Raw genomic sequence first — 22,459 nt, forward strand, 5'->3', positions numbered from 1 at the left:
AGGACAATACTTCTAAATTAAGCTTCTTTCTTTTCAGTTGCTTTAACGTCAACAACGTCTTCAGCTTTCTTTTCAGCAACCTGAGCCGGCTTTGTTTCAGCTTTAGCTTCGGCCTCAGCTTCTTTCATGCCTTCTTTGAAGCCTTTAACGGCGCCGCCGAGATCTTTACCCATGTTCTTGAGTTTACTGGTACCGAAAATCAAGACAACAATAACAAGTACGACAAGCCAATGCCAAATAGAAAATGAACCCATTATTTACTCCTAGAGTTTAGTCCAAGGACGGGGACCGCCTAAGACATGAATATGAATATGATTAACTTCTTGGCCGCCGTCGTGACCGGTGTTGATGACCACACGGAAACCATTATTTGCACCTGCCTCTTTGGCAAGGACAGGAGCTAAAGCCAGCATTTTACCTAAAAGCGGCTCTTCGTTCTTTCCCATTACAGCCAGGGAATCGTAGTGCTGTTTTGGAATAATCAACAAATGGACTGGGGCTGCAGGATTGATATCTTTGAAAGCAATTACTTCTTCGTCCTCATAGACTTTCTTAGAAGGAATGTCTCCTTTTGCAATCTTACAGAACAGGCAATCGTCCTTTTGCATAATCTTCTCCAATTTAACATTTAATATTTTTCAATAAATGCTCTCCGTACTCAATATGAATTACCCTAAGATTTACATTTATTGAAGTTTTTATTTATTTCTAATCCTTGCGGGAGGCTTTCTCTACCAAGCCCGAAGTCCCCTCTCTTCTCTGCAGTTCCATTAGAACTTGCTCGGGCCTCAAACCGGCCTGTGATAATGCCACCATCGAATGAAACCAAAGATCGGCAACTTCGTAGATAAGATGGTCAGGGTCGTTATCCTTTCCGGCCATGACAACTTCGGTTGCCTCTTCGCCGACTTTCTTTAATACAGCATCGGGCCCTTTTGAAAACAGTTTTGCTACATAAGAAGTGTGAGGATCCGCGTCTTTTCTGCTGTCGATAACATCGGCGATCTCACTGATTATAGGAATTCTTTCCATTTCTTCCTCTTATTTATGGTTTGCGTACATTACGTCCGGAGACTTAAGTACATCTGAATTCTCTTCCCAAGCATTGCCTTTCAAGGTCTTATAGAAACAGCTTCTATGCCCGGTATGACATGCAATACCGCCGATTTGCTCAACCTTATAAATAACGGCATCGCAATCGCAATCGAGGAGAATTTCGGAGACTTTTTGAATATTGCCACTCTCTTCTCCCTTTCTCCACAATTTTGAACGGGAACGGGAAAAGTATGTTCCACGGCCGGTTTTAACCGTTTCTTCGAGTGCTTCCTTATTGGCCCAAGCCAACATCAAAATCGTGCCGTCCTTGGCGTCTTGCGCTATCACCGGAACGAGCCCTTTAGCATCAAAGTGAATTTCGTCAATAAACATCTTAGTCCAACCTCACTGGAATACCGTGATCCCGCATGTATTGCTTAGCTTGCCCGATGGTATATTCCCCGAAGTGGAAGATAGAAGCAGCGAGCACAGCGTCAGCCTGCCCGATCTTGATGCCGTCGACCAAGTGCTGAAGATTGCCAACGCCCCCGGAAGCAATTATCGGAATATCCACTGCGCTGCTGACAGTTGCCGTCAGTTCAAGGTCAAATCCTTTTTTAGTCCCGTCGCCGTCCATACTGGTAAGCAAAATCTCGCCGGCACCAAGAGACTGAACTTTCTTAGCCCATTCCACGGCATCAATGCCGGTATTGACACGTCCGCCGTGAGTATAGACTTCCCATTTATTGTCGCCTGCTCTCTTGGCGTCGATAGCAACAACGATGCACTGAGAACCGTAGATAGCCGCAGAATTGCCGATAAGATCCGGATTCTTGACGCCGGCAGAGTTGATAGAAACCTTATCGGCTCCGGAATTTAAGAGACGGCGAATATCTCCGACTTCTCTAACGCCGCCGCCAACCGTAAGAGGAATAAATACCTGTGCGGCCACATCTTCAATTACCTTAAGAATTAAGCCTCTGTTATCAGACGTGGCGGTGATATCCAAGAACGTAATTTCGTCGGCACCTTGTTCATCGTAACGACGAGCAACTTCAACCGGATCACCGGCTTCCCGGAGTTCTACGAAGTTAACGCCTTTAACGACTTTACCGTCAGTGACGTCTAAGCAAGGAATAATTCTTTTGGCGAGCATTAGAAACTCCAGTTCTGTTTGTGATTTTTTACTAATTCCAAAGCTTCTTTGAAGTCCAAGGTGTGCTCATACAAAGAACGTCCGAGCACTGCCATGGTGACTCCGTCGTATTCGACATCGAGCAGCTTACGAATATCGTCTAAGTCGCGGATACCTCCGGAAGCAATGACCGGAATATCGATGGCTCTAGCTAAATCAGCAGTGGCTTCAACATTGCAGCCGGTAAGCATGCCGTCACGAGAAATGTCAGTATAAAGAATGGCGTCAACACCGTAATCTTGGAATTTCTTAGCTAAATCGATTGCGGTACGTCCGGAAGACTTGGTCCAGCCATCAGTCATGACGATACCGTCTTTAGCGTCCAAGCCGACAATCACGCTACCGCCGTATTGGCTGCACACATCATGCAGAAAACCGGGAGCTTTAACGGCTGCAGTACCGATCACCACGAAATCAACACCGGCATCCAGAGTTTTTTCGACTCTCTCAAGAGTTCTCATGCCGCCGCCGACTTCGATTTCAACGTCATCACCGAACTCTTCGGAAATTTTACGAATGATTGGAAGGTTTACCGGCTTGCCGGTTCTGGCGCCGTCCAAATCAACAATATGAATTCTTTCTGCTCCCATCTCAACCCATTGTCTGGCCTGTTCTACAGGATCTTCGTTAAAAACGGAGATATTGGATGTCAAATCACCTTGGCGCAGACGGACACACTTGCCGTCCTTAATGTCAATAGCGGGAATTAAAAGCATGGTAGTACTTCTTTTTATAAAAACTTAAGATTAAGGTTTCCAAGTTAGGAAATTGCTGTAGAGCTTCAAGCCCATATCAGCACTTTTTTCAGGATGGAATTGGGTTGCAAAAATATAGTCTTTTGCGACTGCCACAGTAACTTTCCTGCCGTAGTCAGTTGTTCCTGCAATTAAATTCAAATCGGCAGGTACAACGTAGTAACTATGGACAAAATAGAACCAAGAATTGTCCGGAATCCCTTCCCACATATAATGGTCCATCGTTTTACGCACCCTGTTCCAACCCATTTGCGGAACTTTCAAACGAGAACCGTCCTCACCATACTGGTTGGCCGGAAAGCGGACAACTCGTCCCGGAAAGACACCAAGGGCAGAAACATCGCCTTCTTCGCTAAAGTCGAACAGCATTTGTTCTCCAACGCAAACCGCAAAAAAAGGTTTCCTCTTAAGAGAGCCTCTTACCGCCTCTTCCAGTCCGGCCTTGCGAAGATTCCCCATGCAGTCGGGCATTGCGCCTTGGCCCGGGAAAATGACTCTGTCGGCTTCTTTTACTTTGTTCGGATCTTCAGTTACCCAAACATCCGAATTCAAAGGAGCAACTTTCTTTATTGCCTGATAGACGGAACGCAGATTTCCTGAACCGTAGTCAACTACTGCAATTTTCATAGTGTCCCTTTGGTAGAAGGAATGACATTTTTAGAGCGTTCATCGATGGCTGCAGCCATGCGGAGCGCTCTTCCGAAAGATTTAAAAACGGATTCACACTGATGGTGAGCGTTGATGCCTTTCAAATTATCGATATGCAAGGTCATCTTGGCATTCGTGCTCAGTGCTAAGAAGAATTCACGCGGCAGCTGAGAGTCCAAGGCGCCGATCATCGGGGCAGTGAAATCAACATCCCATGAAAGATAAGGACGGCCGGAAAAGTCAATAACGGTTCGAGAAAGAGCTTCGTCCAACGGCACATAGCTAAAACCATAGCGCACAATGCCTTTCTTATCGCCAAGAGCTTGACCGATAGCCTGCCCCAACGCTATTCCGACATCCTCGACGGAGTGATGGCCGTCGACTTCTAAATCTCCTTCGCACTGCACGGTCAAATCAATCAAACCGTGACGAGCGATTTGATCAAGCATATGGTCGAAAAATCCAATTCCCGTCGAGATAGATGCCTTACCGGTTCCGTCCAAATCGACCTTCACGAAGATTTTGGTCTCTTTGGTTTCTCTGCAAATCTCAGCATGCCTGCTCATTATTTATCCTTGCTGTCTAAGTCCTTAACACGGTACATTGCACTGCCGGAGTGAGCGTACAAGAACTCACCGCGGGCCAGCACATCGGCAATCTTACCGAGCTCATAAGCGCCTTGTTTGGAAACCTTGAGAATGCTGGTACGTTTTTGGAAATCCCAAACGCCCAAAGGAGAAGAGTAACGGGCTGTTCTAGAAGTCGGCAGTACGTGGTTAGGACCTGCACAGTAGTCGCCCAAGGCTTCGCATGTGTAAGCACCTAAGAACATAGCACCGGCGTGATGAATCAAATCAACATATTTTTCCGGATCTTCAACAGACAGTTCCAAGTGTTCCGGAGCAATCTTGTCAGCAATGCGGCAGGCTTCCTCGACGGATTCAGTAACGATAATTGCGCCGCGGTTCTTCAAGCTGGCTGCAATGATGCCTTTGCGAGGCATATCAGGCAACTGTTTTTCGATAGAAGTTTTAACTGCTTCTGCAAATTCAGCATCCGGAGTCAACAAAATAGCCTGGGCCAATTCATCATGCTCAGCTTGGCTGAACAAGTCCATTGCAATCCAGTCAGGATTTGTCTTGCCATCGCAGATAACGAGAATTTCAGACGGGCCGGCAATCATGTCGATCCCTACCGTACCGAACACATATCTCTTAGCGGCAGCAACATAAGCGTTGCCGGGACCGACGATTTTATCAACTGCAGGAATTGTCTTTGTCCCGTAAGCCAAAGCAGCTACTGCCTGGGCTCCGCCGATAGTAAAGCAAGTAGATACGCCGGCTAAGCAAGCGGCGGCGAGCACGAGTTGATTAGGAGTGCCGCCCGGAGTCGGAACAACCATAACGATATTTTTAACACCGGCAACGTGGGCAGGCATCGCGTTCATCAGGACGGAAGAAGGATAAGCAGCCTTCCCTCCGGGAACATAAAGACCGACTGAATCCAAGGCTGTGTAGCGAATACCGAGCTTTGTACCATCTTTTTCAGTGATAGACCAGCTTTGTCCGAGTTCATGTTCGTGGAAAGAACGGATTCTTTCAGCGGCTACTGTTAAAGCATGCTTTTGATCTTCCGGCAAAGTCTCAAGAGCGTTTTTCAACTGCTCCTGAGTGATGCGGAATTCTTCCATGCACTTAGCGTTCATGCGGTCGAAACGGTTGGTGTATTCCAAAACAGCTTCATCGCCACGTTTATGAACGTCTTCGACGATTGCTTCAGCTCGTTTTGTAATTTCCGGATCAACGGAACTGTCAACAGCTACTAATGCAGAGAAATTCTTTTCGAAGTCTTTATCCTTCGTATTTAAAAATCTAATCGTCATATTTAACAGTCTTTTCAAAAGTATCAATTATCGGAAGAAGTTCACTGGTTTTGAGCTTCATGGCTGCCTGTCCCACAATCAGGCGTGAAGAGATAGTATCGATCTGCTCGACTTCAACCAGGTTATTTGCCCTCAAAGTGGCACCGGAACTGACTAAGTCCACGATAGCATCGGACAAACCTGCAATAGGGGCAAGCTCCATGGAACCGTAAAGCTTAATCAGATCCACATGTACGCCAATCTTTGCAAAATAGTTGCGGGAGTACTTCATGAACTTGGTTGCGATTCTTAGACGTGCTCCTCTTCTGACTTTAGCGTGATAGTCAAAATCACGAGGACATGCCACGCACATTCTGCATTTTGCAATGTTCAAATCCAAAGGAACATACAAGCCGGCCCCGCCGTGTTCGTACAGTGAGTCTTTACCCGCTACTCCCATGTCTGCAGCGCCGTATTGGACATAAGTCGGAACGTCGCTGGCACGCACCACCACAATTCGGATATCCGGATGGTTTGTACCGATGAGCAGTTTTCTTGAAGTCTCAGGATCCTCTAGCGGAACCACACCGGCAGCTGCCAGGAACGGCAGTGTTTCGGTAAAAATGCGGCCCTTTGAAAGTGCGATAGTAATCATGCCTTAATCCTTTCTATCTGAGCACCCAAGGTCTTTAATTTTTCTTCCATTCTTTCATATCCGCGATCCAGGTGGTAAATACGGTCTACGGTAGACTCTCCCTCTGCGACCAAAGCAGCGATAACCAGAGCGGCACTGGCTCTTAAATCCGTAGCCATCAAGGGAGCACCGGAAAGTTTTTCTACTCCTCTGACAGTCGCAGTGTGACCGTCAATGTTGATGTCAGCCCCGAGTCTTTGCAGCTCGGGAACGTGCATGAAGCGATTTTCAAAAATTGTTTCGGTAATATGAGAAGCTCCGTCGGAAATCGTATCCAAAGCCATAAACTGAGCCTGCATATCAGTTGGGAAACCGGGATATGGGACAGTTCTGATATCAACGGCTTTGGTGCGTCCTTTAGACTTTGCTCGAACCCAAGTATCTCCGGTAATAACTTCCGCGCCTGCTTCTAATAATTTTTCGATAACGGCACCAAGATATTCCGGCTGGCAGTCGGTAACGGTGACATCACCGCCGGTTGCTACCCCGGCTACCAAGAAGCTTCCTGCTTCAATACGGTCTGCCATCACTTTGTAATTAGTTCCGTGAAGTTTCTTCACGCCTTTTATGACAATCCTGACGGTTCCTTCGCCGGTAATGTCCGCACCCATGGACTTCAGGCAACGTGCTAAATCGACAACTTCCGGTTCACGGGCGGCATTTTCAAGAATCGTTTCTCCCTCAGCTAGGACAGCGGCCATCAGGAGATTTTCCGTTCCGGTTACGGTCACCATGTCGGTCAGAACACGAGCACCTACAAGTTTGTCGGCGAAAGCGTTGACATAGCCGTGTTCCAAATTGATTTCCGCACCTAAGGCTTTCATACCCTTGATATGCTGATCAACGGGACGAGCACCGATAGAACAGCCTCCGGGCAATGAGACGGTTGCTTTGCCAAAGCGAGCAATCAAAGGACCAAGCACCAGAATGGAGGCCCGCATTGTTTTGACTAAGTCATAATTAGCCACGGTGGAGCGAACTTGAGAAGCATCGATTTTCACACGATGATCATTTCTCTCAATCTTGCATCCCAAATCCTCAAGAAGACGAATCATAGTATTGACATCAGCCAACTCCGGTACGTTTTCAAAAACAACCGGTTCGTCCGTCAACAAGGCAGATGCTAATAAAGGAAGGGCCGCATTCTTAGCGCCGGAGACTGAGATTTCTCCATGCAGAGGGACACCTCCTTTAATGACTAATTTTTGCACTACATGCTCCAATAAAAAAGAAGGAGTTGGGGTCTTTCGGGCCCCAACACTCGAGTTTATATCTTGTTTCGGTTTAATACATTGATTTGAAGATTATTTTTCAAGGTGACTTTATTTTGCGTATTCACGCCATTCACCTTTATCCATCTTCACGTAATCTTTGTTCTGATAATGAATCACCTTCGCATTGGCGTTTTCTGAAACGGCTTCCGTCTGCGGAAGGTCTTTAACTAGGTCGTTAAGCGGGACGGTACCATGCTCTGCGCTGAAATAGTTGCTTTGCAGAACTCTGCCGATCAAGCTGCTGATTGCCAGATAGCTGGTCGGTTCCTTGACTTGAACTTGTTCGTCTCCGTCACCGATGCCGATGAATTTAACCATGGCAGGAACCTTGGTAATAGACGGGCTCGGGATGTCGCGCAAGTGGGCTACCTGAACCTTATCTCCGCGTTCAGCAGCACCGTGTTCCGGAACCACTATCAGCATGACTTTCTTGCCCGATGCTTCAATATCTTTGATCAATGACTGCAGGTCATCGAGCATCGCCTTAGCTCTCGGCTTAAACGGTGCCAATCTTCTCTTATTGGCATACCTGTTGCCGTCATGAAGAGCAATCAAGTTAAAGAAGGTCGCACTGCGCTTATCTTTGTTGGAAGCAAGAATTTTTTCCCACTCCTTAAAGACAGCGCGAGCATCTCCAATTGGTTCTTCATCGAAAGAATCGTAGCGTTTCGGATAGTTCATTGCACCGAGCTGAGGGCTAAGCCCCGCTAAATGCCTCAAGCTCTGATAGAAATTGTCGTATTTACCGCTGTGGTCCATGAACACGTGCTGGTTATAGCCGAGATGCCCTAAACGGTTCATCAATTCGCAATCCGGATTTCTGCCCTCATATAAATCTTCATGGGAGGGCTGACCACAGACGGACTTCAGCAGACGCAACGCGGCCGGCCCGGAGTAAGAAGTCGCGGAGTTAAAGTTATCGAAGACGACGTTAAACTCTTTGAGAACTTCATGGTTGGTCAAGCCCGCTGTCTGCAGGTCATCGTTGGATAAAGAGCAAATGTTGATGAGCAGAATATCGAACGGAGTATCATCTTTGCCTAAACGCTCAGGGAATACCGCCCTGCGGGCTTTTTCCTTGCTGTGGAAAGCATAAAGCCACTTATCCAGATTTTCGTTGGTCGGACGGTCCTTCTGCGGAAGCAGATCGGATCGAGCCTCCTCCGTTTTTTCTCCTTCTTTTGCGCCTTCGGTTTGAGCCACCACAACCTGTTCAGCAGGCTTCTCAAACCATGGCTGCCAAATCGGACCGCAGATAAGAAGAAACAGATACAGCAAGGTAAATGTGGAGATGCGGACGTAGTCCTTCAAACCGTAGTAGGCGATGATCAGCAGAATACCGACCCCGATCATTTCAAAATTCAGGAAGTTATAGGCGGACTCAAGCAGGTAGCTTGTGCCCATTGCCTCTAAATTATGAAAATTACCTTTGATGCTTTCGAGTCCGGGAAGCCAGCTCTCCGCATAGACCATTGCTGCTGCCGCAGCAATAGCCAGCAGTGTTCTGACGACACGAAGGAAACGACTCTGAATTGGAAAAATTACGAAAGCCGCAAGCAGGCAGTTCTGTAAAAGATTAAGGTGCAAATAGCCGAAACCTGCCAGCAAAAACTCTCCGATAAAGAAAACGTTCCAAAGCCCCAGCCCGCTCCAGCTTGCTGTTCGAGCGCCGCTAACTCTCATGTAGTGTTTTTTCCTTTTTCTTATGGTTTATTTTGAGGCTGATTTACTCTGACCGTCATATTATCTTTCGGGATAAACAAACGGCCCTTCGCATCAAAAGCGTAGTTTTTGTAATCAAAGCCTAAGCCAAATATTGTCAATACATTCCGATAGTAGTTGTCTCCCTCCATTTTAGTATTTGTCAGCAAGGTTCGAATGACTGCGCCGCTCTTATCGTTAGAGACATAGGGTAAAAAGCAAGCACCAAACGCATTCACTTCCCTAGGACCAAAGCTCATGCTGCCTAAACTAACCTCTTCCGGAGGTACATTCAAGGTCTTAACGGCATTGATCATCGGGGCATAGTGGCGAGCCAACTTTGCGTACAACGGATCTTTCGGAGAAGTAATAGCTGCCCACAAATAAGTGCGGATAGCGTTGTAGCTGCCGACCATCTTCTCGGGCTCAACCAATTTTCCGGTTGAGTCGAATTTTGCCCAGTCAGGAGCAGCACCGCCCGGAGAGCAGCGGATCATGGCGTTAATCAAACCTTCAAGGATAGGCAGCCACGACGGATCGTACTCAGCGAAGCGTCTGAGAATAAACGGCGGATAGTAGCTCGGGTTGATAGTTACTACTCCCTTTTCTTCAAAGCCCACGCGAGCAGGAAGAATGACTTTTCCAACAGTCGGAACGTCTCTGACCAATTCTTTGAGCTTAGCCATATAGGCTTTAGCTTTTGTTTCGTAGGCCGGTTCATTCCAGATGCGGGATGCTTCCAAAAGACAGTAAGCAATCCACATATCCGAGTCTGTAGCGTTGTTGGTATCAAGGATTTTGCCCTGGCCGTCTTTTTTGCCGTCAGGAATGCCCCACCACCAAGCAGGTTGATCGGGTCCCAAATTCTTTTCCGACCAAGCAAAAATCTTATCGAAAGATTCTCTGTCGTTAGCCACGAGAGCGAAGAACATTCCGTATGACTGTCCTTCGGAGGTCGTAATCAGTTTAGCATCGCTGTAATCGACAACACGGCCTTCCGGAGTGACGTTTACCGCTTTGAACTCGTCCCAAAGATCCCATGCCTGTGCCGGAAGGTGTACAGCCAAACTCATCAAAAAAGCGACAATCAGTTTCTTTTTCATCTGAATCTCCTTATTTATGACGACGGCTGCGATATCTGATCAAAGAGTGCATCAGGTAGTAAATACCACCGGCAAACAGCAATGCGCAGACGAGAGTAAAGAGAACCAGCAACACGGGTTGATCGAGCATAGAGTACCAAACTCTTTGGTGCCACGGCAAGGAACCTGTGTAGTAAGTAGGTCCGATGTTATAGCTTGTAGGGGTTGCGTTTGTCTTAAAGACAGCGACGCTACCGTCAATCAGCTTTAAGTCGCCCGGGATCATCAATCGCTTATTGATGAGAAAACTTCCGTCCTGACCGTCGCCGAGCACTGCAACGACAGATCTGTCATCGCTGAAAGGAGACTGATATTGAACAATAGCGGCTATGCCAGCATCTTCTGCCACCACCGACTCCATATTCTTGTCATCGGATACTGCCTTAGTCAGAGACTTTTCAATTCCCTGTTTGATTTTATCGATAGCTACACCGGCATCTTCTTTATCGATACCGTCCAAAATCCGGCTGTTTTCACCGAATACCAAGATGTCTTTATCTTTCAGAGCACCTTTATCGATGGTTTCAACAACTGTCAGCTTTGTTGCCGGGTAGCCGGTTTGGGCAGCAAGGCGGGCCATCGTATTGAGATAGGTAGTCAGAACCGCTGCCGGAGCATCCTTTGCCAGCACGACACCAGTCTCAGACAAGTCGGCATACTTTGTAAACGGGAAACCGCTTACCGTGAACAGGTTTAAGTTCGGAAGCTTAGCAAAGTGATAAAAGCCGGAGAAATCGATTGTGGAAGTCGGATCGATTTCAACTTGGCTCGGAATTAGTGCAACGGACTTGCAGTTTTCAACGGATCCGCCGGGAACAGCCAGTCCATACTGGAAGTCAAACTGCATTAAATTATCTGCTCCAAGCAAACCGGTAGGAACGGACGTGTCGTTCCACATATTGGCCAAACCGTTGAGCAGAGAGAATCTAGAGGTGAAAGAGCTGCTGTTTTTCTTCGGATCCAATTCGAAGGACTCAACGAGCTGCTCATTGAGCAAGAAGCGCATTTGAGCAGCTTCGCCGCTTGTCGGTTTGGTGTAGCGATAACGCAGGTCTAAATCGACATTGCTCTTGTTGACCATGTAGAGGTCTGGCGGAAGTCTGACTTCCAAAGAGATAGGCGCAGGATGAAGTCCTGAGCTTCTTAGCTGACCGCGGTACTTGGCGATTTTTTCAAAAGTAACCTTATCGTTAGTAGGAATCCAATTGGGAGCGTCATAAGCTTCACGGTTAGGCAGCGGCTTAAAGTCTTTTACTTCAGCGGAACTGCCGGTAAGAACCTGTGAATTAACGGCGAGCCACTCAGCTGCGGTCAACACTTCAGCTTCGTCTTTACCCCCGATAACGAGCACTTTGGCGTAGAGACTGTTAGGAGCATCAACGACGGTTACGAAGGGTCCGGTAAAAGCCGGCAAGTTCTTCAGAAATTCCGGTCTGCTGTCATTGGTCGCAAAGACCACAAAATTCTGAGCCTGCGGCACTTCTTTGATATAAACGGGGAATTCAGCGCCTCTCCATTCCGTCTTAGTGCCGATCCAAGAAGCAAAAATACCCGAGGCTTTCTTTAAGGCCGGGGAAGGATTCCCGTTGAAAACAACCGGCAAAGTCGTTGCATTCGGGCTCAAGTTGTTGGCAAAAGGAGCCGGCATCAGGCTCAGGTCATTCGCCAAACGCAGTTTCTGCGTATTAAACGACATGTAGCTTGAGTCATCGATGGTCAGCCATAACGAAGGGTTCGCGATATTGCCGCAGTTGTTGGTGTACACACCAACGAACTCAATCGTCATACGATTGCTTTCTTCGATATTTTTAGTATTGAGTTCAACGGTCTGCGTTACCGCATTGCCAAGCTGTTCTTTAGTGATCGGCAGACTCTTTTGGATCTGACCGTTAAGGAAGATATTGAGCTGGCTTTGCTGAGGAATCAACGAAGGCGACGGAGTGTACTTTAACGTAACCGTCACCTTGGAGATGATTTCATCTTTCGGGCTGTAAAACCTGAAGCTTCTTTCCGGATAGATTCCGGTGAGCTTGATCTGTTCTGTCTTACCTTCAGGAATAAAATCAAACAAAGCTACATCCGAACGAATAACAGGAATCTCATCGGTTCTGTAATTCGGAACAACATCTTTGATAAAAGTCGATGCTTCTTGAGGGGCAGCCGAGGAGACAGCCGGCGTCAAAAAAAGAGCCGGAATAATAGCGGCCGCTGCTATTTTCTGGAAAAAGCACAGAGGCCCCGAGCCTCGAGTTCCTATCATTTCTTTATTATTCGACATAAACGTAACTTCTGAGGGTTAGATTCAGACCTTCCTATAGGCAAGGAAAGCCAGTATGTTTCATGGTTTATTAGCGATTACCATTATATTTAATGAGAGCCTTCCTGGAGTCAAATTTCATAAATTAGGTACAAAAAACGCATGCTAATTAAGAAGCGAATACGGTTTGTTTAGATTGACTCCTAAGCTTTGGCACTCTGGGGATAAAGCTAATGATCCATTTCAGAGATCCAACGGTAATATAGAACAGCCAGCTGGATGATGGCGGGGTATAGTGGACAAAAGCCTCCACGCCTTGGCGAGCCATCCGCAAAAGAGCCATGAAACCGTCAAGCATTCCGAATCCTTTGATTTTGGCCTGTTTATTAATCCACAGTTCGGGGACACCGAATGTGCATGCCGTGTACTCTTTTTCTTTCTGGAATGTTTCCTGATGAACTTCAAGATCAATAACGCCGGCAGAGAAGATAGCTGAGACGGTGCAGTTAAATTCATGCACGGTCTTGCCCTCGCCGAATATCAGCTTGACGCTTTCACCAAGCTTGAAGTTAGGTATAGCTGACGGAATCTTGAATACCAACTGACAATCTTTTTGAGAGAAGGCCGCAAGCACAGCTTTGACTTTATGACCGTCAGAAAGTTCAACAGTTACCTTCTGCATAGCAGCAACCCGAGGGAATTTTCTTTGCTGAACACTTTCGACACAGACGGCAATAGAGGCAAAAAGAATGATGAGGTTATAAAGAATCCATCCGATATTAATTGCCAACATCAGTACTTGATACTGAGAAGCACCGATCATCTTGTATAAACCGAAACATAGACCCGCCAAGTTCAGAATCAGCAAATACAGATATGGCTTTGCAACTGACCAGTCTACGTAAGCTTTGTCGATAATACCGCCTTTAGCAGTCACGTTGAATTTACCTTTATGCGGAGCAAAGATTGCCACTAAGGTCGGCACAAAGATATACCAAGAAAGAATCGTTTCGTAAATAGCACTGACAAACGGAAAGCGATAGCCTTTATGGATCACATAAGTCGTCATTGTCGAGTGCACCATATGGGGAACGAGGTACACGAAGATAGCAATGGCGCTCGCGTAGATCACGTAAATGTTGGCGAACAAGAACGGCAACGGTGCGAGCAAGAAGATAATTCTGGGCAAGCCGTGCAAGAAGTGAATCATCGCATTTAAGAAGCACAGCCGCTGCGGAATAGTCAGGCCTTTACCGAATAACGGATTATCCAATCGGAAGATCTGAATCATGCCGCGGGCCCAGCGGATTCTTTGGCCGATATGAGCGGCCAATGTTTCCGTACTCAGACCGGCAGAAAGAGGCGTACTTAAAAATGCGGAAGACCAGCCTTTGCGATTGAGTTTCAGAGAAGTATGAGCGTCCTCAGTCACTGTTTCAACGGCAATACCTCCGACCTCTTCCAGAGCTTTTCTGCGCATGATGGCGCAAGAGCCGCAAAACATGGTTGCATTCCAAGTGTCATTGCCCTTCTGGATAAAGTCATGGAAGAGGGAGTTTTCATTCGGCACGTGATCAGAGAGGTGAAGATTCTTTTCGAAAGGATCCTGTGAATAAAAATGGTGAGGCGTCTGAATCAAAGCAATGTTCTTATCTTTAAAAAACCATCCCATGGTCTTCTTTAAGAAACTCCTGACAGGAACGTGGTCGCAGTCAAAGATTGTGATGAATTCGCCGGAAGTTTTAGTTAAAGCGTGATTGATATTGCCCGCTTTTGCGTGGTTATGTTTTTCACGTTTGATATATCCCGCACCGACGGAATTAGAAAATTCTTCAAACTCAGGACGGCTACCATCATCAAGAACATGCACATGAAGTTTTTCTTTCGGCCAATCCATCGTCAGACAAGCGTAGACGGTCGGTTTAACCACGTCCAAGGGTTCATTATAAGTCGGAATAAAAATATCGACATGAGGCCACAAAGAAGAATCTTTGGGCATAGAAGTCGGTTTTCTATCCAGAGCCCAGCAAACCTGGAAGTAGCCCAACAACATTACGATGAAAGCGTAAGTTTCAGCAAGGATCAGCATCCAAGAGAAAATCACGCTCATGAAACTATTCGGGTTAATCGTCTCCGTGTAGCGCCACCAGATATAGCGGCTGGAGACAATCACGCTGATGACGATCAGCATGAGCAGCGTCAATCTTGTCTGAGCTTGGAAAAGGAGTAAAGCGCTTACCCACAAAATTGACAAAAAGATGATTTGCTCTTCCAAGCTGAAGGGCTGAGTAATACAAAGGAAATAGAGAACCAAGCCGACGGAGAGCAAAATGCCAATCACGGTTTTTCTTACCCAACTCATTTTATGAGCGGGAGGTTCTTCGGCTGAATTTTTACCCTTTTCTGCAGCAGCAGAAGAATCTGAGAGGAGCAATTTAGAGAGCGTCTCGGAGAGATTGCGAATTTCTCGGCCGATATTGACTCGAACATATCTGACGAACTGAGACAGCGTTCCAGGCTGTCCTTTTGCTTTTCGCTGAGAAAACTTATCTTTTGTGATTACAAACAAGCAAAGGAAGCCAAGCTGGATAAGTATACGAAAAGCATCAAGCGGATGCAGAGAGTGGAAGTTAATCTGCGGGAAATAGAAAGCACGGTTACGGAAGATTTTTTTGTATAGTTTGTTTTCTAATGGGAAAATCGCCCATGCAATCAGGAAAAAGAAAGCATTACAAACGTAGCTCCATGAAGAACAGCAATGGCTTTTCAACATAACCAAATCTGTCTTTAGACTCAGATCAAAACTTCTGAATAACTGGGTCAAAAGCATATTGAGTGGTCCTCCGAAGGCATCAATTTTTAGTATAGAAAAATTATAGGCAGTGTAATTTTAAGAAATTAATAATTTCCTAAGGAACTCTTGCGCTCATTACGGAAAACTACTGTTACGGGTTGATGTCCCACTTTACTTTGTGACAACCTTACCCTGTTCATCTGTACCAAGAGCTGCTATATCATTAGATATTAGTGATGAGAAAAATATGGAGAATGGATATGGTTTCAGTTAAACACGCTGCACTTGCTGCTTCCGTTGCCGCATTACTTGCAGGCTGTCAAGCAAACGGCGACATTTATCGCTCTGACGTTTACTCTGCAGGACAGGTTAACCAAGCCCAGCAAGTTCAAACCGTTCAGATCATTGCAATTCAGCCGGCACGAGTCGCTGTCAACAATTCTTCTGACAGAGGCACCAATCAGCTGTTAGGAACTGTAATCGGCGGAATTTTAGGCGGTGTTATCGGCCATTCCATTGACAGCGGCACAGGCACAACAGTCGGTGCGATTGCCGGCGGCGCACTCGGCGCTGCAGGAGCGAGCTATGCTTCCCCCCAGGATGCTCTGGTCAACGGCGTACAAATTACTTTCAAGATGAACGGCAGGATTTTCAATTCCGCACAAGTCGGCCAGCTATGCGAGTTCAAACTTGGTCCGGCCATCATGACATCGACAAGTCCGACAAGCACAAGAATTCAGCCGAACAATCCTTACGGATGCCAAAAATAATTTGGGAGGCATGATCCATGAATCTTAAATTTACTGTAATTGCTTTAGCCGCAGCTTTATCCGGAAGTGTGTACGCCCAACAAATCGTTGAGCAGACCTATCCGCTTGTACCGGTAAGCCCCACGGATCAACAAATTATGGCTGTTCAGCAGGCAGAAAGACAAATTCAAGCCAATGAACAAGCCATTGCTCTGGAAAAAGCCAGAGCTGCTCAAAGACAAGCCAAGGCAAACGCAGCCGCAGCTGCAAAACGCAGAGCCGCCCAGGCCAAGGTTAATGAGAAGAAAGCCGCCGAAGCCGCTCAAAAGAAAGCCTACGACGACGAAATGAGACAGATTGACCTTGAGATGAAGAAGCTTGATCTTGAGCTCAAACGTTCTAATGTCAAAACTAGGATTGACATGAACGATATAGCTCAGCGCAAAGCCGAGTTAGAACTGCAGAAAGAAATGCAGGCTCCGGGAGCAGCTCCAGCCGTACCGGCTCCTAAAGCGCCGTAGACAAATCTAAAATTTGCGACAAAAGCAAAGGGCAGAGCATTTGATTGTTCTGCCTTTACTTTTATTACAGCTTCTCCATCCGGCATAAGCCGGACTCGAATTACTTCTGTTCTTTCTTCGGGACGAGAAGAGCCGAAAGACCTTTATCATCCATTTCTTTTACGCCTTCAAAGACCATCTGTTTGTAGAATCTGCGGACAAACTCAGTATGGAAATCCATGTTGTTGAAATAGGAGAAAGTAAATCTCTTCGGTTCAAGACCGACTTTTCTCTTTTCTGAATCTTCATGGCCGATCCACATGTGATCGGTTACCGGAGCAGCAGTAAAAGCTTTTCCCTGAAGAAGGTTCAGATTCATCTTCATCGTCATATCGTATTCGTAGACGATTTTTTCCGGATGACTTTGCGGGTCAGCTTCTTTGGCAGCGATAGCTTTTTTCGTTTCTTCGTCCATCCACCGAGAAAGATCGACGGTCATAACGCCTTGCTTTTCTTCGTTGTCTTCATCGACGATGATGAACTGACCTGTCTGCTGAAGATAACGTTTAGTGGCTTCCCATAAACCATATTGCTCTCTCCAATCGGCCGGCCTGTCCTCAAACGGTTCTTGAACGATCGGTCTGCCTTCCCATGTGTAGTTGACGACTAAGACAACTTTCAAAGGATTCTCGGCTTTCTGGAACTGTTCAGCCTCAATCAGCTGACTGCCGGTTTTAAACCAGCTTTCTCTAGGATAGTCTTTGTGGTTGTAAGAAGAGCAAGCTCCAAGAGTCAGAGCAAGAGCAGCAACCGCAGCTAATTTCAATATATTTTTTTGTGTTTTCATGATTAGAAATTCCGTCAAATGCAGGTTTTGCAAGCCGGAGAGGCGAAGCTCCCCGGTTCTTCTTGCTCATCAGAACATGTATCTCAAGCCGATTTGAGCCGTTTCGTTGTGATAGCCGGATTTGCCAGCCTGTACACCGACAGTTGCCCATCCAAGCGTATTGCGACTCAAATGACCTTCGAGGCCCATCCGGAACTCACCGACATTGCGTCCGCCGTTGCGATAAATATCGCCGTTGGTCATCCGCACGCCGGGGCTCTTAGTGTTATGGATCCAGTTTCCTTCGATAAAGCCTAAGCCTTTATTCATGTAGTTGGCATGAAGTCTGGCACCGACTCTGATAGAAACGTTATCTTTACCCAGCTGGGTGTACTTGGTTCCCGTATTGTCAACCACGCTGCTGGCCCGTACGCCGTCCCAAACCACCTGAACTTCCGGTTGGAATGTCCAAATCAGCTTGTTGTAGTCTTTTGTTCCGGACTCTGAGAGCGGGATCGTGTAGCCGCTTTCAACGGACCAGACCCAACCGCGGGACTTGTACTTAAAGCCTGGGTTTTCATCGCCCCAAACCTTATTGTCGTAACGGCCGAACAGCAACCAAGAATCTACATAGAAACCGTCATCCGGGCTGTTGCCGGTATAAATAGTTCCGTAGATACCCAATGAGTAACCGTCAGAACGAGACTTAGCGCTATCCCAAGAACGAGTATTTGCGCGATTGTACAAGCCACCGGCAAATACACCGCCAACGTACTTCCAATCCTCATTAGCTTCGTTTCTGATCAAATCAGCACCGACCTGAGTGATTGCTGTTCTAGCGTGTGTCTTGCTGGAACCGGCTTTGAAGTGAGAATGTGTTCCGACTTGGCGAACCCATCCGGAAGCCTTCTTTTCTTCGCCATCAAACGGATCAATGTAATAAGCCTGACCGAAACGATCATGCAGACGCATATGCATCTTTGCCCAAGCTTCCGAGTTAGCGATATAGGCACCGCTTTCCGGTCTCAACACCGGGATATTCGGCAGATCAGGATCCACTGACGGAGAAGGCGGAATGATTGGAGTGGGTTCATCATCCGGCGTATTGCTGTTATATAGTACCCATTCTCTTGAGCCATCTTCCTTTTCGTTATAGCCGAGGCCGTACATCCATTTGTAAGCTTCGTTGTCTTTTGCCTTGACTCCGAACTCTTGCATTGTCAGAGTCAGATCATTTGCATCATGTGTCGGTTTTTGAACAATGAATACAGGGATACCGTTCTCTTTAAGAGTCTTTTCGCCTTGAGACTGGGCAAAGACGCCAACCGGCGGAAGATCTTTGTGATCACCGAATGTTATTTCTGAAGTTCCCGTTGCAGTCTGAGAATGAACAACATCAACTTGAGAGTTGTTTGGTCCCTGAACCAAGCCACGATAATGGATTACAGATCCTGCACTACCTTCGTAGGCATTTTTAACGTTCACAACATTCAGAGTATCAAGTTTTTGTTCTAAATCAGCATTAGAAAGGTAAACTTGACCGCTATTTGTAATAGCACGAATAGTTGCCGTTGTATTGCCAACAGCTTTTGTGGTTGCGGGTGTTGGAGATGTCAAGAAATACAAGGATGAATCTTTTCCAACATTGGCAGCGGCCGCTTCAAGCGCATTTTGATTATTTAATAATCCGCTTGCACCATCCTTGAGATAAACAGTTCCCAAGAAATCCGGGTTGGCAGAGGAAATGTCAAGAGAATATCCCTCAACATTAATAATTGATTTTGTTTCCCCTTTAATGTTTCCAGCGACTACACCGCCTTTTCGTATTGTAAGTTCCCCGTCAGTTGACCCTCGATTGGCGGTATAGGCTTTTCCGTCTGTAGAGGTGACCTTAATAACTGCATCTTCCGTCAAAGAAAGAAGAGCATTCTCTTCTACAGTCAGACTACCAATTACCTGCTGATGGCCTTGTAAATAAAAAGCGGTCTTTCCATTTTTTCCCTCAAGTAATTGGAGCGCAGATGTATGAGAACTGTCGGATCCTAAAGCACCATCAATTCCAGCTGCTAAAAGTGCATCTGACTCAATAAGTGTCACTCCAGTATAAGAGTTCGGCAATGCAGAATTGAATTCGACTTCATCATTGTCACCGTAGTCTTTGACTTTGATGTTGTAGATAGTTTTAGGAGTCCCTAAAACTACAATATTATTTTCTGGAATAACCACACCGCCGTTACCGGTTAGTTCGGCAGATAATGTGTATCTTTCTTGGGGATCAATACTAACTGTAGTTCCAATATCTGTATTTTCTGTAACACCGTTCAAAGTCAACATCTTGTTATCCAAGATATTTAGTGACTTGAGCCAATACTTGATCCCAATACCTCCACTTTCTCCAGCGCTTGTAACCTTTCCTGTATATTCGAGTGGATTACCATTTTGATCTTTATCGGAGATTTTTCTGTCTTCCCCATCGAAGTGGAGATACTTATATATTCCGTAAGTAGCTTCTGCAACTACTTGTCCATTTTGATAGATGTCAAATCCCGGGCGACCATTTTCTTTTATCGGATCAAAGGTCATTAATTTTGCGTCTACAGTCTTCAGTCCATCAGACGTTGAGTCTAAGAAAAATGGACGAGAGTTTCCTTCTAAGAACACACCGACAAAGGTATTTCCGAATGCATTTACACCTTCTCCCTTTCTGAATTTTTCTATTTCCTCAAAAGAAATTTCAACGGCATGTATAGCATTCCCAGTTGAGTCAACTCCTGGATTTACCCCCACATACAAAACCAACCCGTCATAGTGATATCTAAACTGGTGCATCAGCGATGGTCGGTGAGTTGCATTCTGATCTTGCGCTCCTCCTGTAACCGTGGTCGGTTTAAAGTTATATACCATACCATCATCATGAACTAACAATGATAGATTTTGGTCTGCTGAAGTTGCGCCGTCACCATAGTTATGATTGACCGTATAAGTCTTTTTATCTTTAAAAAGATTTTGTGAATCTTTATTGAATAACTTTCCATCACCATCAACCTTACTTACAAGATTCACATAAGCTCCGACCCAGAAATTATGCATACCATTAGTAACATTGGAAACATTGGCACTGTCATGAGAAGTAAGGGTAGAGTGGAAACCTGTCTTGTTAACCACATAGCTCTTGGCGACAAGATCTCCAAGCTGCATAGCGTACTGACTTGCTTCTGAGTTGGAAGTAACTCGGTTCAAGCCTAACGAGTCTTTAACCTCATAATTCGGATCACTTAGAACTTTGTCATAGTTAGATGAGGAAGGATAATAGTCACGAACTATTTCTCTATCAACCTTTGGATTAGCTTCTAAGACTGAATTATCAACATACTGTCCAAAATGAACATATCTCGCATAAACCGCATCAACTTCATTTTCTCCGGTTAGATATACTACACCTCGTCTTCTATTGACGGCTTTTAAAGAAGACTGATCAAGAACAGTCACACCGTCTTCTTCTTTGAATTTTCCCTCTGCGGTAGCAGTACCATAAACTGCTGAGCCATCCTCAAATTTAACATTAAACAATGAGACCAAGTTGGCGTTCAATGGTCTTAAGTCCGAACCACTAGCAGTTAAACGATCTTGAAGTTCCAATCCACCATAAACATTTCCGTTAATTACTGAGTCTTTAATAGAGACTATGTTATTTGCAGCAATTCCAGTAGACCATCCCCCGTAAATAGCATAAGAAAAATCAGCCAGGGTTGAACCGGTATTCCAATCGTTAGCTGTCTTATAGCCAATATAAGAATTGTTAATCGTTACTATATTGTTATTGGCAATAGACGAATGTTCAGCTAACTTCTCGTTATCCCAAACGAGTGAATTATTAATTCTTGTACCTAAATCTACCTGGTTAATTCTCCAGAAGTACATACCTCGGCCGCCAACTAATCCTAATTTTCTGGCGCCACTGTAACCAGCCACGAGTAACGTATCTTTAATCGACACTAAATTTCCACTTGATTCATAGCCCTCTCCGCCAAAGATTCCTTTTGAAATCAACAAAGAAGAATCTCCTGGTTTGCCAACTTCAATAGCATTAGCATTCTTTTCCGCCGTTGGCCCAGAAATGGTTCCTTGGATGAATACCTTGTTGTTATTTGTTTTGAAGCCTTTATGGATGGCTGTAGTGGTGACATTGCCTTTCTCGGTGTTTACAGTGACTGTAGATCCTAAAATAGAATCTAGCTGAGCCGATCGTCCCCCGTAAGTAATTTTCGAGTATAGACGAGACTTTTCTGCAAGATCAAACCGTACAGTATTATTGTTTGTCTCTCCTAAGGTCGCAAGAGTAGAGTCTATTGAAGCTGTTAACCCCCCCCCTAAATCATTCCTAGCACCAAAAAATTTTCCCATAAACGAAACATCTTTCTCTAAGGTCACAGAGAGCATATTCCCGTTAGGGGTCCGAGATCCAATACCTGTGTCCGCAATACTTGTAGCGGCTGCCACCTCTTGTTTACTCGCTTTACTCCCATCAGAAAACAACGAAACGAGACCTCCCGCAAGCCACATAGTTGTATCTGTATGGTCTACAAATTTTCCATCTGTCTTACTATTCCATCCCTGTGTTTGGGAGAGAACCACACTAATGGAACTTGGAGCAGGAGAATCGGAATCGGAATAGGACCACAACCAAGCGTAACTGTTATCGTATGGATCTTTGGTACTTAGAAGAGAGTAAACTGGCTTCTCATTTGTTCCTCCCGTTGTAACTTGAAAGCCACTATTTGTACCCAGTGTCCAGACACCGTCTTGTTCTTTAAACTGGTTTGTGTCAGGAAAAGCACTAACTTGCCCTGAAACTCCCAAAGCTCCAATAGCAACAGAAACTGCCCCACTCAGCAATTTCATAGCAAAAGACGTTCTCTTTGTGTTAGTGTGGCGCTTGAATGAAGCAAAACATCCCTTGGGGTAGGCGTTAATATCCATTTTTTACCTCAGCTTTTCTATTTAATAGTTATTATCAAATTGTATTAA

At 45.8% G+C, this 22,459-nt stretch carries 19 protein-coding genes; 2 read left to right on the forward strand and 17 right to left on the reverse strand.

Features of this window, described 5'->3' with window-relative positions; translation table 11 throughout:
* Positions 1 to 17: 17 nt before the first annotated feature.
* The 15 genes from tatA to bcsA all read right to left on the reverse strand — a co-directional run bounded on the left by tatA (position 18) and on the right by bcsA (position 15,392).
* On the reverse strand, positions 18 to 254 hold the full coding sequence (gene tatA / locus ADH67_RS08390) for a Sec-independent protein translocase subunit TatA (protein ID WP_066595346.1): 237 nt from the start codon (positions 252 to 254) through the stop codon (positions 18 to 20).
* Positions 255 to 263: 9 nt separating this feature from the next.
* Positions 264 to 608 (reverse strand): histidine triad nucleotide-binding protein, encoded by a 345-nt coding sequence (locus ADH67_RS08395; protein WP_066595347.1) that lies wholly within the window; start codon positions 606 to 608, stop codon positions 264 to 266.
* A 100-nt stretch (positions 609 to 708) separates the two neighbouring features.
* A complete protein-coding gene (locus ADH67_RS08400) occupies positions 709 to 1,032 on the reverse strand; it encodes a phosphoribosyl-ATP diphosphatase (RefSeq protein WP_066595350.1) in 324 nt (107 codons plus the stop codon).
* A 9-nt stretch (positions 1,033 to 1,041) separates the two neighbouring features.
* Positions 1,042 to 1,428 (reverse strand): phosphoribosyl-AMP cyclohydrolase, encoded by a 387-nt coding sequence (gene hisI, locus ADH67_RS08405; RefSeq protein WP_066595352.1) that lies wholly within the window; start codon positions 1,426 to 1,428, stop codon positions 1,042 to 1,044.
* Position 1,429: 1 nt separating this feature from the next.
* Positions 1,430 to 2,191, reverse strand: a complete 762-nt coding sequence (gene hisF, locus ADH67_RS08410; RefSeq protein WP_066595354.1) for an imidazole glycerol phosphate synthase subunit HisF — start codon at positions 2,189 to 2,191, stop codon at positions 1,430 to 1,432.
* A complete protein-coding gene (gene hisA / locus ADH67_RS08415) occupies positions 2,191 to 2,946 on the reverse strand; it encodes a 1-(5-phosphoribosyl)-5-[(5-phosphoribosylamino)methylideneamino]imidazole-4-carboxamide isomerase (protein WP_066595359.1) in 756 nt (251 codons plus the stop codon). The genes hisF and hisA overlap by 1 nt, the downstream gene beginning before the upstream one ends.
* 30 nt (positions 2,947 to 2,976) lie before the next feature.
* Entirely contained in the window at positions 2,977 to 3,612 is a 636-nt protein-coding gene (gene hisH / locus ADH67_RS08420; RefSeq protein ID WP_066595361.1) for an imidazole glycerol phosphate synthase subunit HisH, read from the reverse strand.
* Positions 3,609 to 4,199 carry an imidazoleglycerol-phosphate dehydratase HisB gene (gene hisB / locus ADH67_RS08425; protein WP_066595363.1) on the reverse strand — a complete coding sequence of 197 codons (591 nt, stop codon included), beginning with the start codon at positions 4,197 to 4,199 and terminating at the stop codon, positions 3,609 to 3,611. Before hisB ends, hisH begins: the two co-directional genes overlap by 4 nt.
* A complete protein-coding gene (gene hisD, locus ADH67_RS08430) occupies positions 4,199 to 5,515 on the reverse strand; it encodes a histidinol dehydrogenase (protein WP_066595365.1) in 1,317 nt (438 codons plus the stop codon). Before hisD ends, hisB begins: the two co-directional genes overlap by 1 nt.
* Complete coding sequence (hisG, locus tag ADH67_RS08435; RefSeq protein WP_066595367.1) at positions 5,505 to 6,149, reverse strand: ATP phosphoribosyltransferase; 645 nt, start codon at positions 6,147 to 6,149, stop codon at positions 5,505 to 5,507. Before hisG ends, hisD begins: the two co-directional genes overlap by 11 nt.
* Positions 6,146 to 7,399, reverse strand: a complete 1,254-nt coding sequence (murA, locus tag ADH67_RS08440) for a UDP-N-acetylglucosamine 1-carboxyvinyltransferase (protein WP_066595368.1) — start codon at positions 7,397 to 7,399, stop codon at positions 6,146 to 6,148. The genes hisG and murA overlap by 4 nt, the downstream gene beginning before the upstream one ends.
* 111 nt (positions 7,400 to 7,510) lie before the next feature.
* A complete protein-coding gene (gene bcsG / locus ADH67_RS08445) occupies positions 7,511 to 9,145 on the reverse strand; it encodes a cellulose biosynthesis protein BcsG (RefSeq protein ID WP_066595369.1) in 1,635 nt (544 codons plus the stop codon).
* A gap of 20 nt (positions 9,146 to 9,165) precedes the next feature.
* Positions 9,166 to 10,266, reverse strand: a complete 1,101-nt coding sequence (bcsZ, locus tag ADH67_RS08450; protein WP_066595370.1) for a cellulose synthase complex periplasmic endoglucanase BcsZ — start codon at positions 10,264 to 10,266, stop codon at positions 9,166 to 9,168.
* 10 nt (positions 10,267 to 10,276) lie between these two features.
* A complete protein-coding gene (gene bcsB, locus ADH67_RS08455; RefSeq protein ID WP_236578425.1) occupies positions 10,277 to 12,583 on the reverse strand; it encodes a cellulose biosynthesis cyclic di-GMP-binding regulatory protein BcsB in 2,307 nt (768 codons plus the stop codon).
* Between the two features lie 148 nt (positions 12,584 to 12,731).
* Positions 12,732 to 15,392: a UDP-forming cellulose synthase catalytic subunit gene (bcsA, locus tag ADH67_RS08460; protein WP_066595371.1), complete on the reverse strand. Its 2,661-nt coding sequence runs from the start codon at positions 15,390 to 15,392 to the stop codon at positions 12,732 to 12,734.
* Between the two features lie 224 nt (positions 15,393 to 15,616).
* On the opposite strand from bcsA, the gene ADH67_RS08465 reads away from it, so the two are divergent.
* Positions 15,617 to 16,126, forward strand: coding sequence for a glycine zipper 2TM domain-containing protein (locus ADH67_RS08465; protein ID WP_066595372.1), 510 nt, complete (start codon positions 15,617 to 15,619; stop codon positions 16,124 to 16,126).
* Between the two features lie 17 nt (positions 16,127 to 16,143).
* A complete protein-coding gene (locus ADH67_RS08470) occupies positions 16,144 to 16,626 on the forward strand; it encodes a hypothetical protein (protein ID WP_066595377.1) in 483 nt (160 codons plus the stop codon).
* A gap of 100 nt (positions 16,627 to 16,726) precedes the next feature.
* On the opposite strand, the gene ADH67_RS08475 is transcribed toward ADH67_RS08470, so the two are convergent.
* Complete coding sequence (locus ADH67_RS08475; RefSeq protein WP_066595379.1) at positions 16,727 to 17,452, reverse strand: hypothetical protein; 726 nt, start codon at positions 17,450 to 17,452, stop codon at positions 16,727 to 16,729.
* 69 nt (positions 17,453 to 17,521) lie between these two features.
* Entirely contained in the window at positions 17,522 to 22,333 is a 4,812-nt protein-coding gene (locus ADH67_RS08480) for an autotransporter outer membrane beta-barrel domain-containing protein (protein ID WP_066595381.1), read from the reverse strand.
* Positions 22,334 to 22,459: the final 126 nt, after the last annotated feature.

The organism is Turicimonas muris, from assembly GCF_002221595.1.
GTDB lineage: Bacteria > Pseudomonadota > Gammaproteobacteria > Burkholderiales > Burkholderiaceae_F > Turicimonas > Turicimonas muris.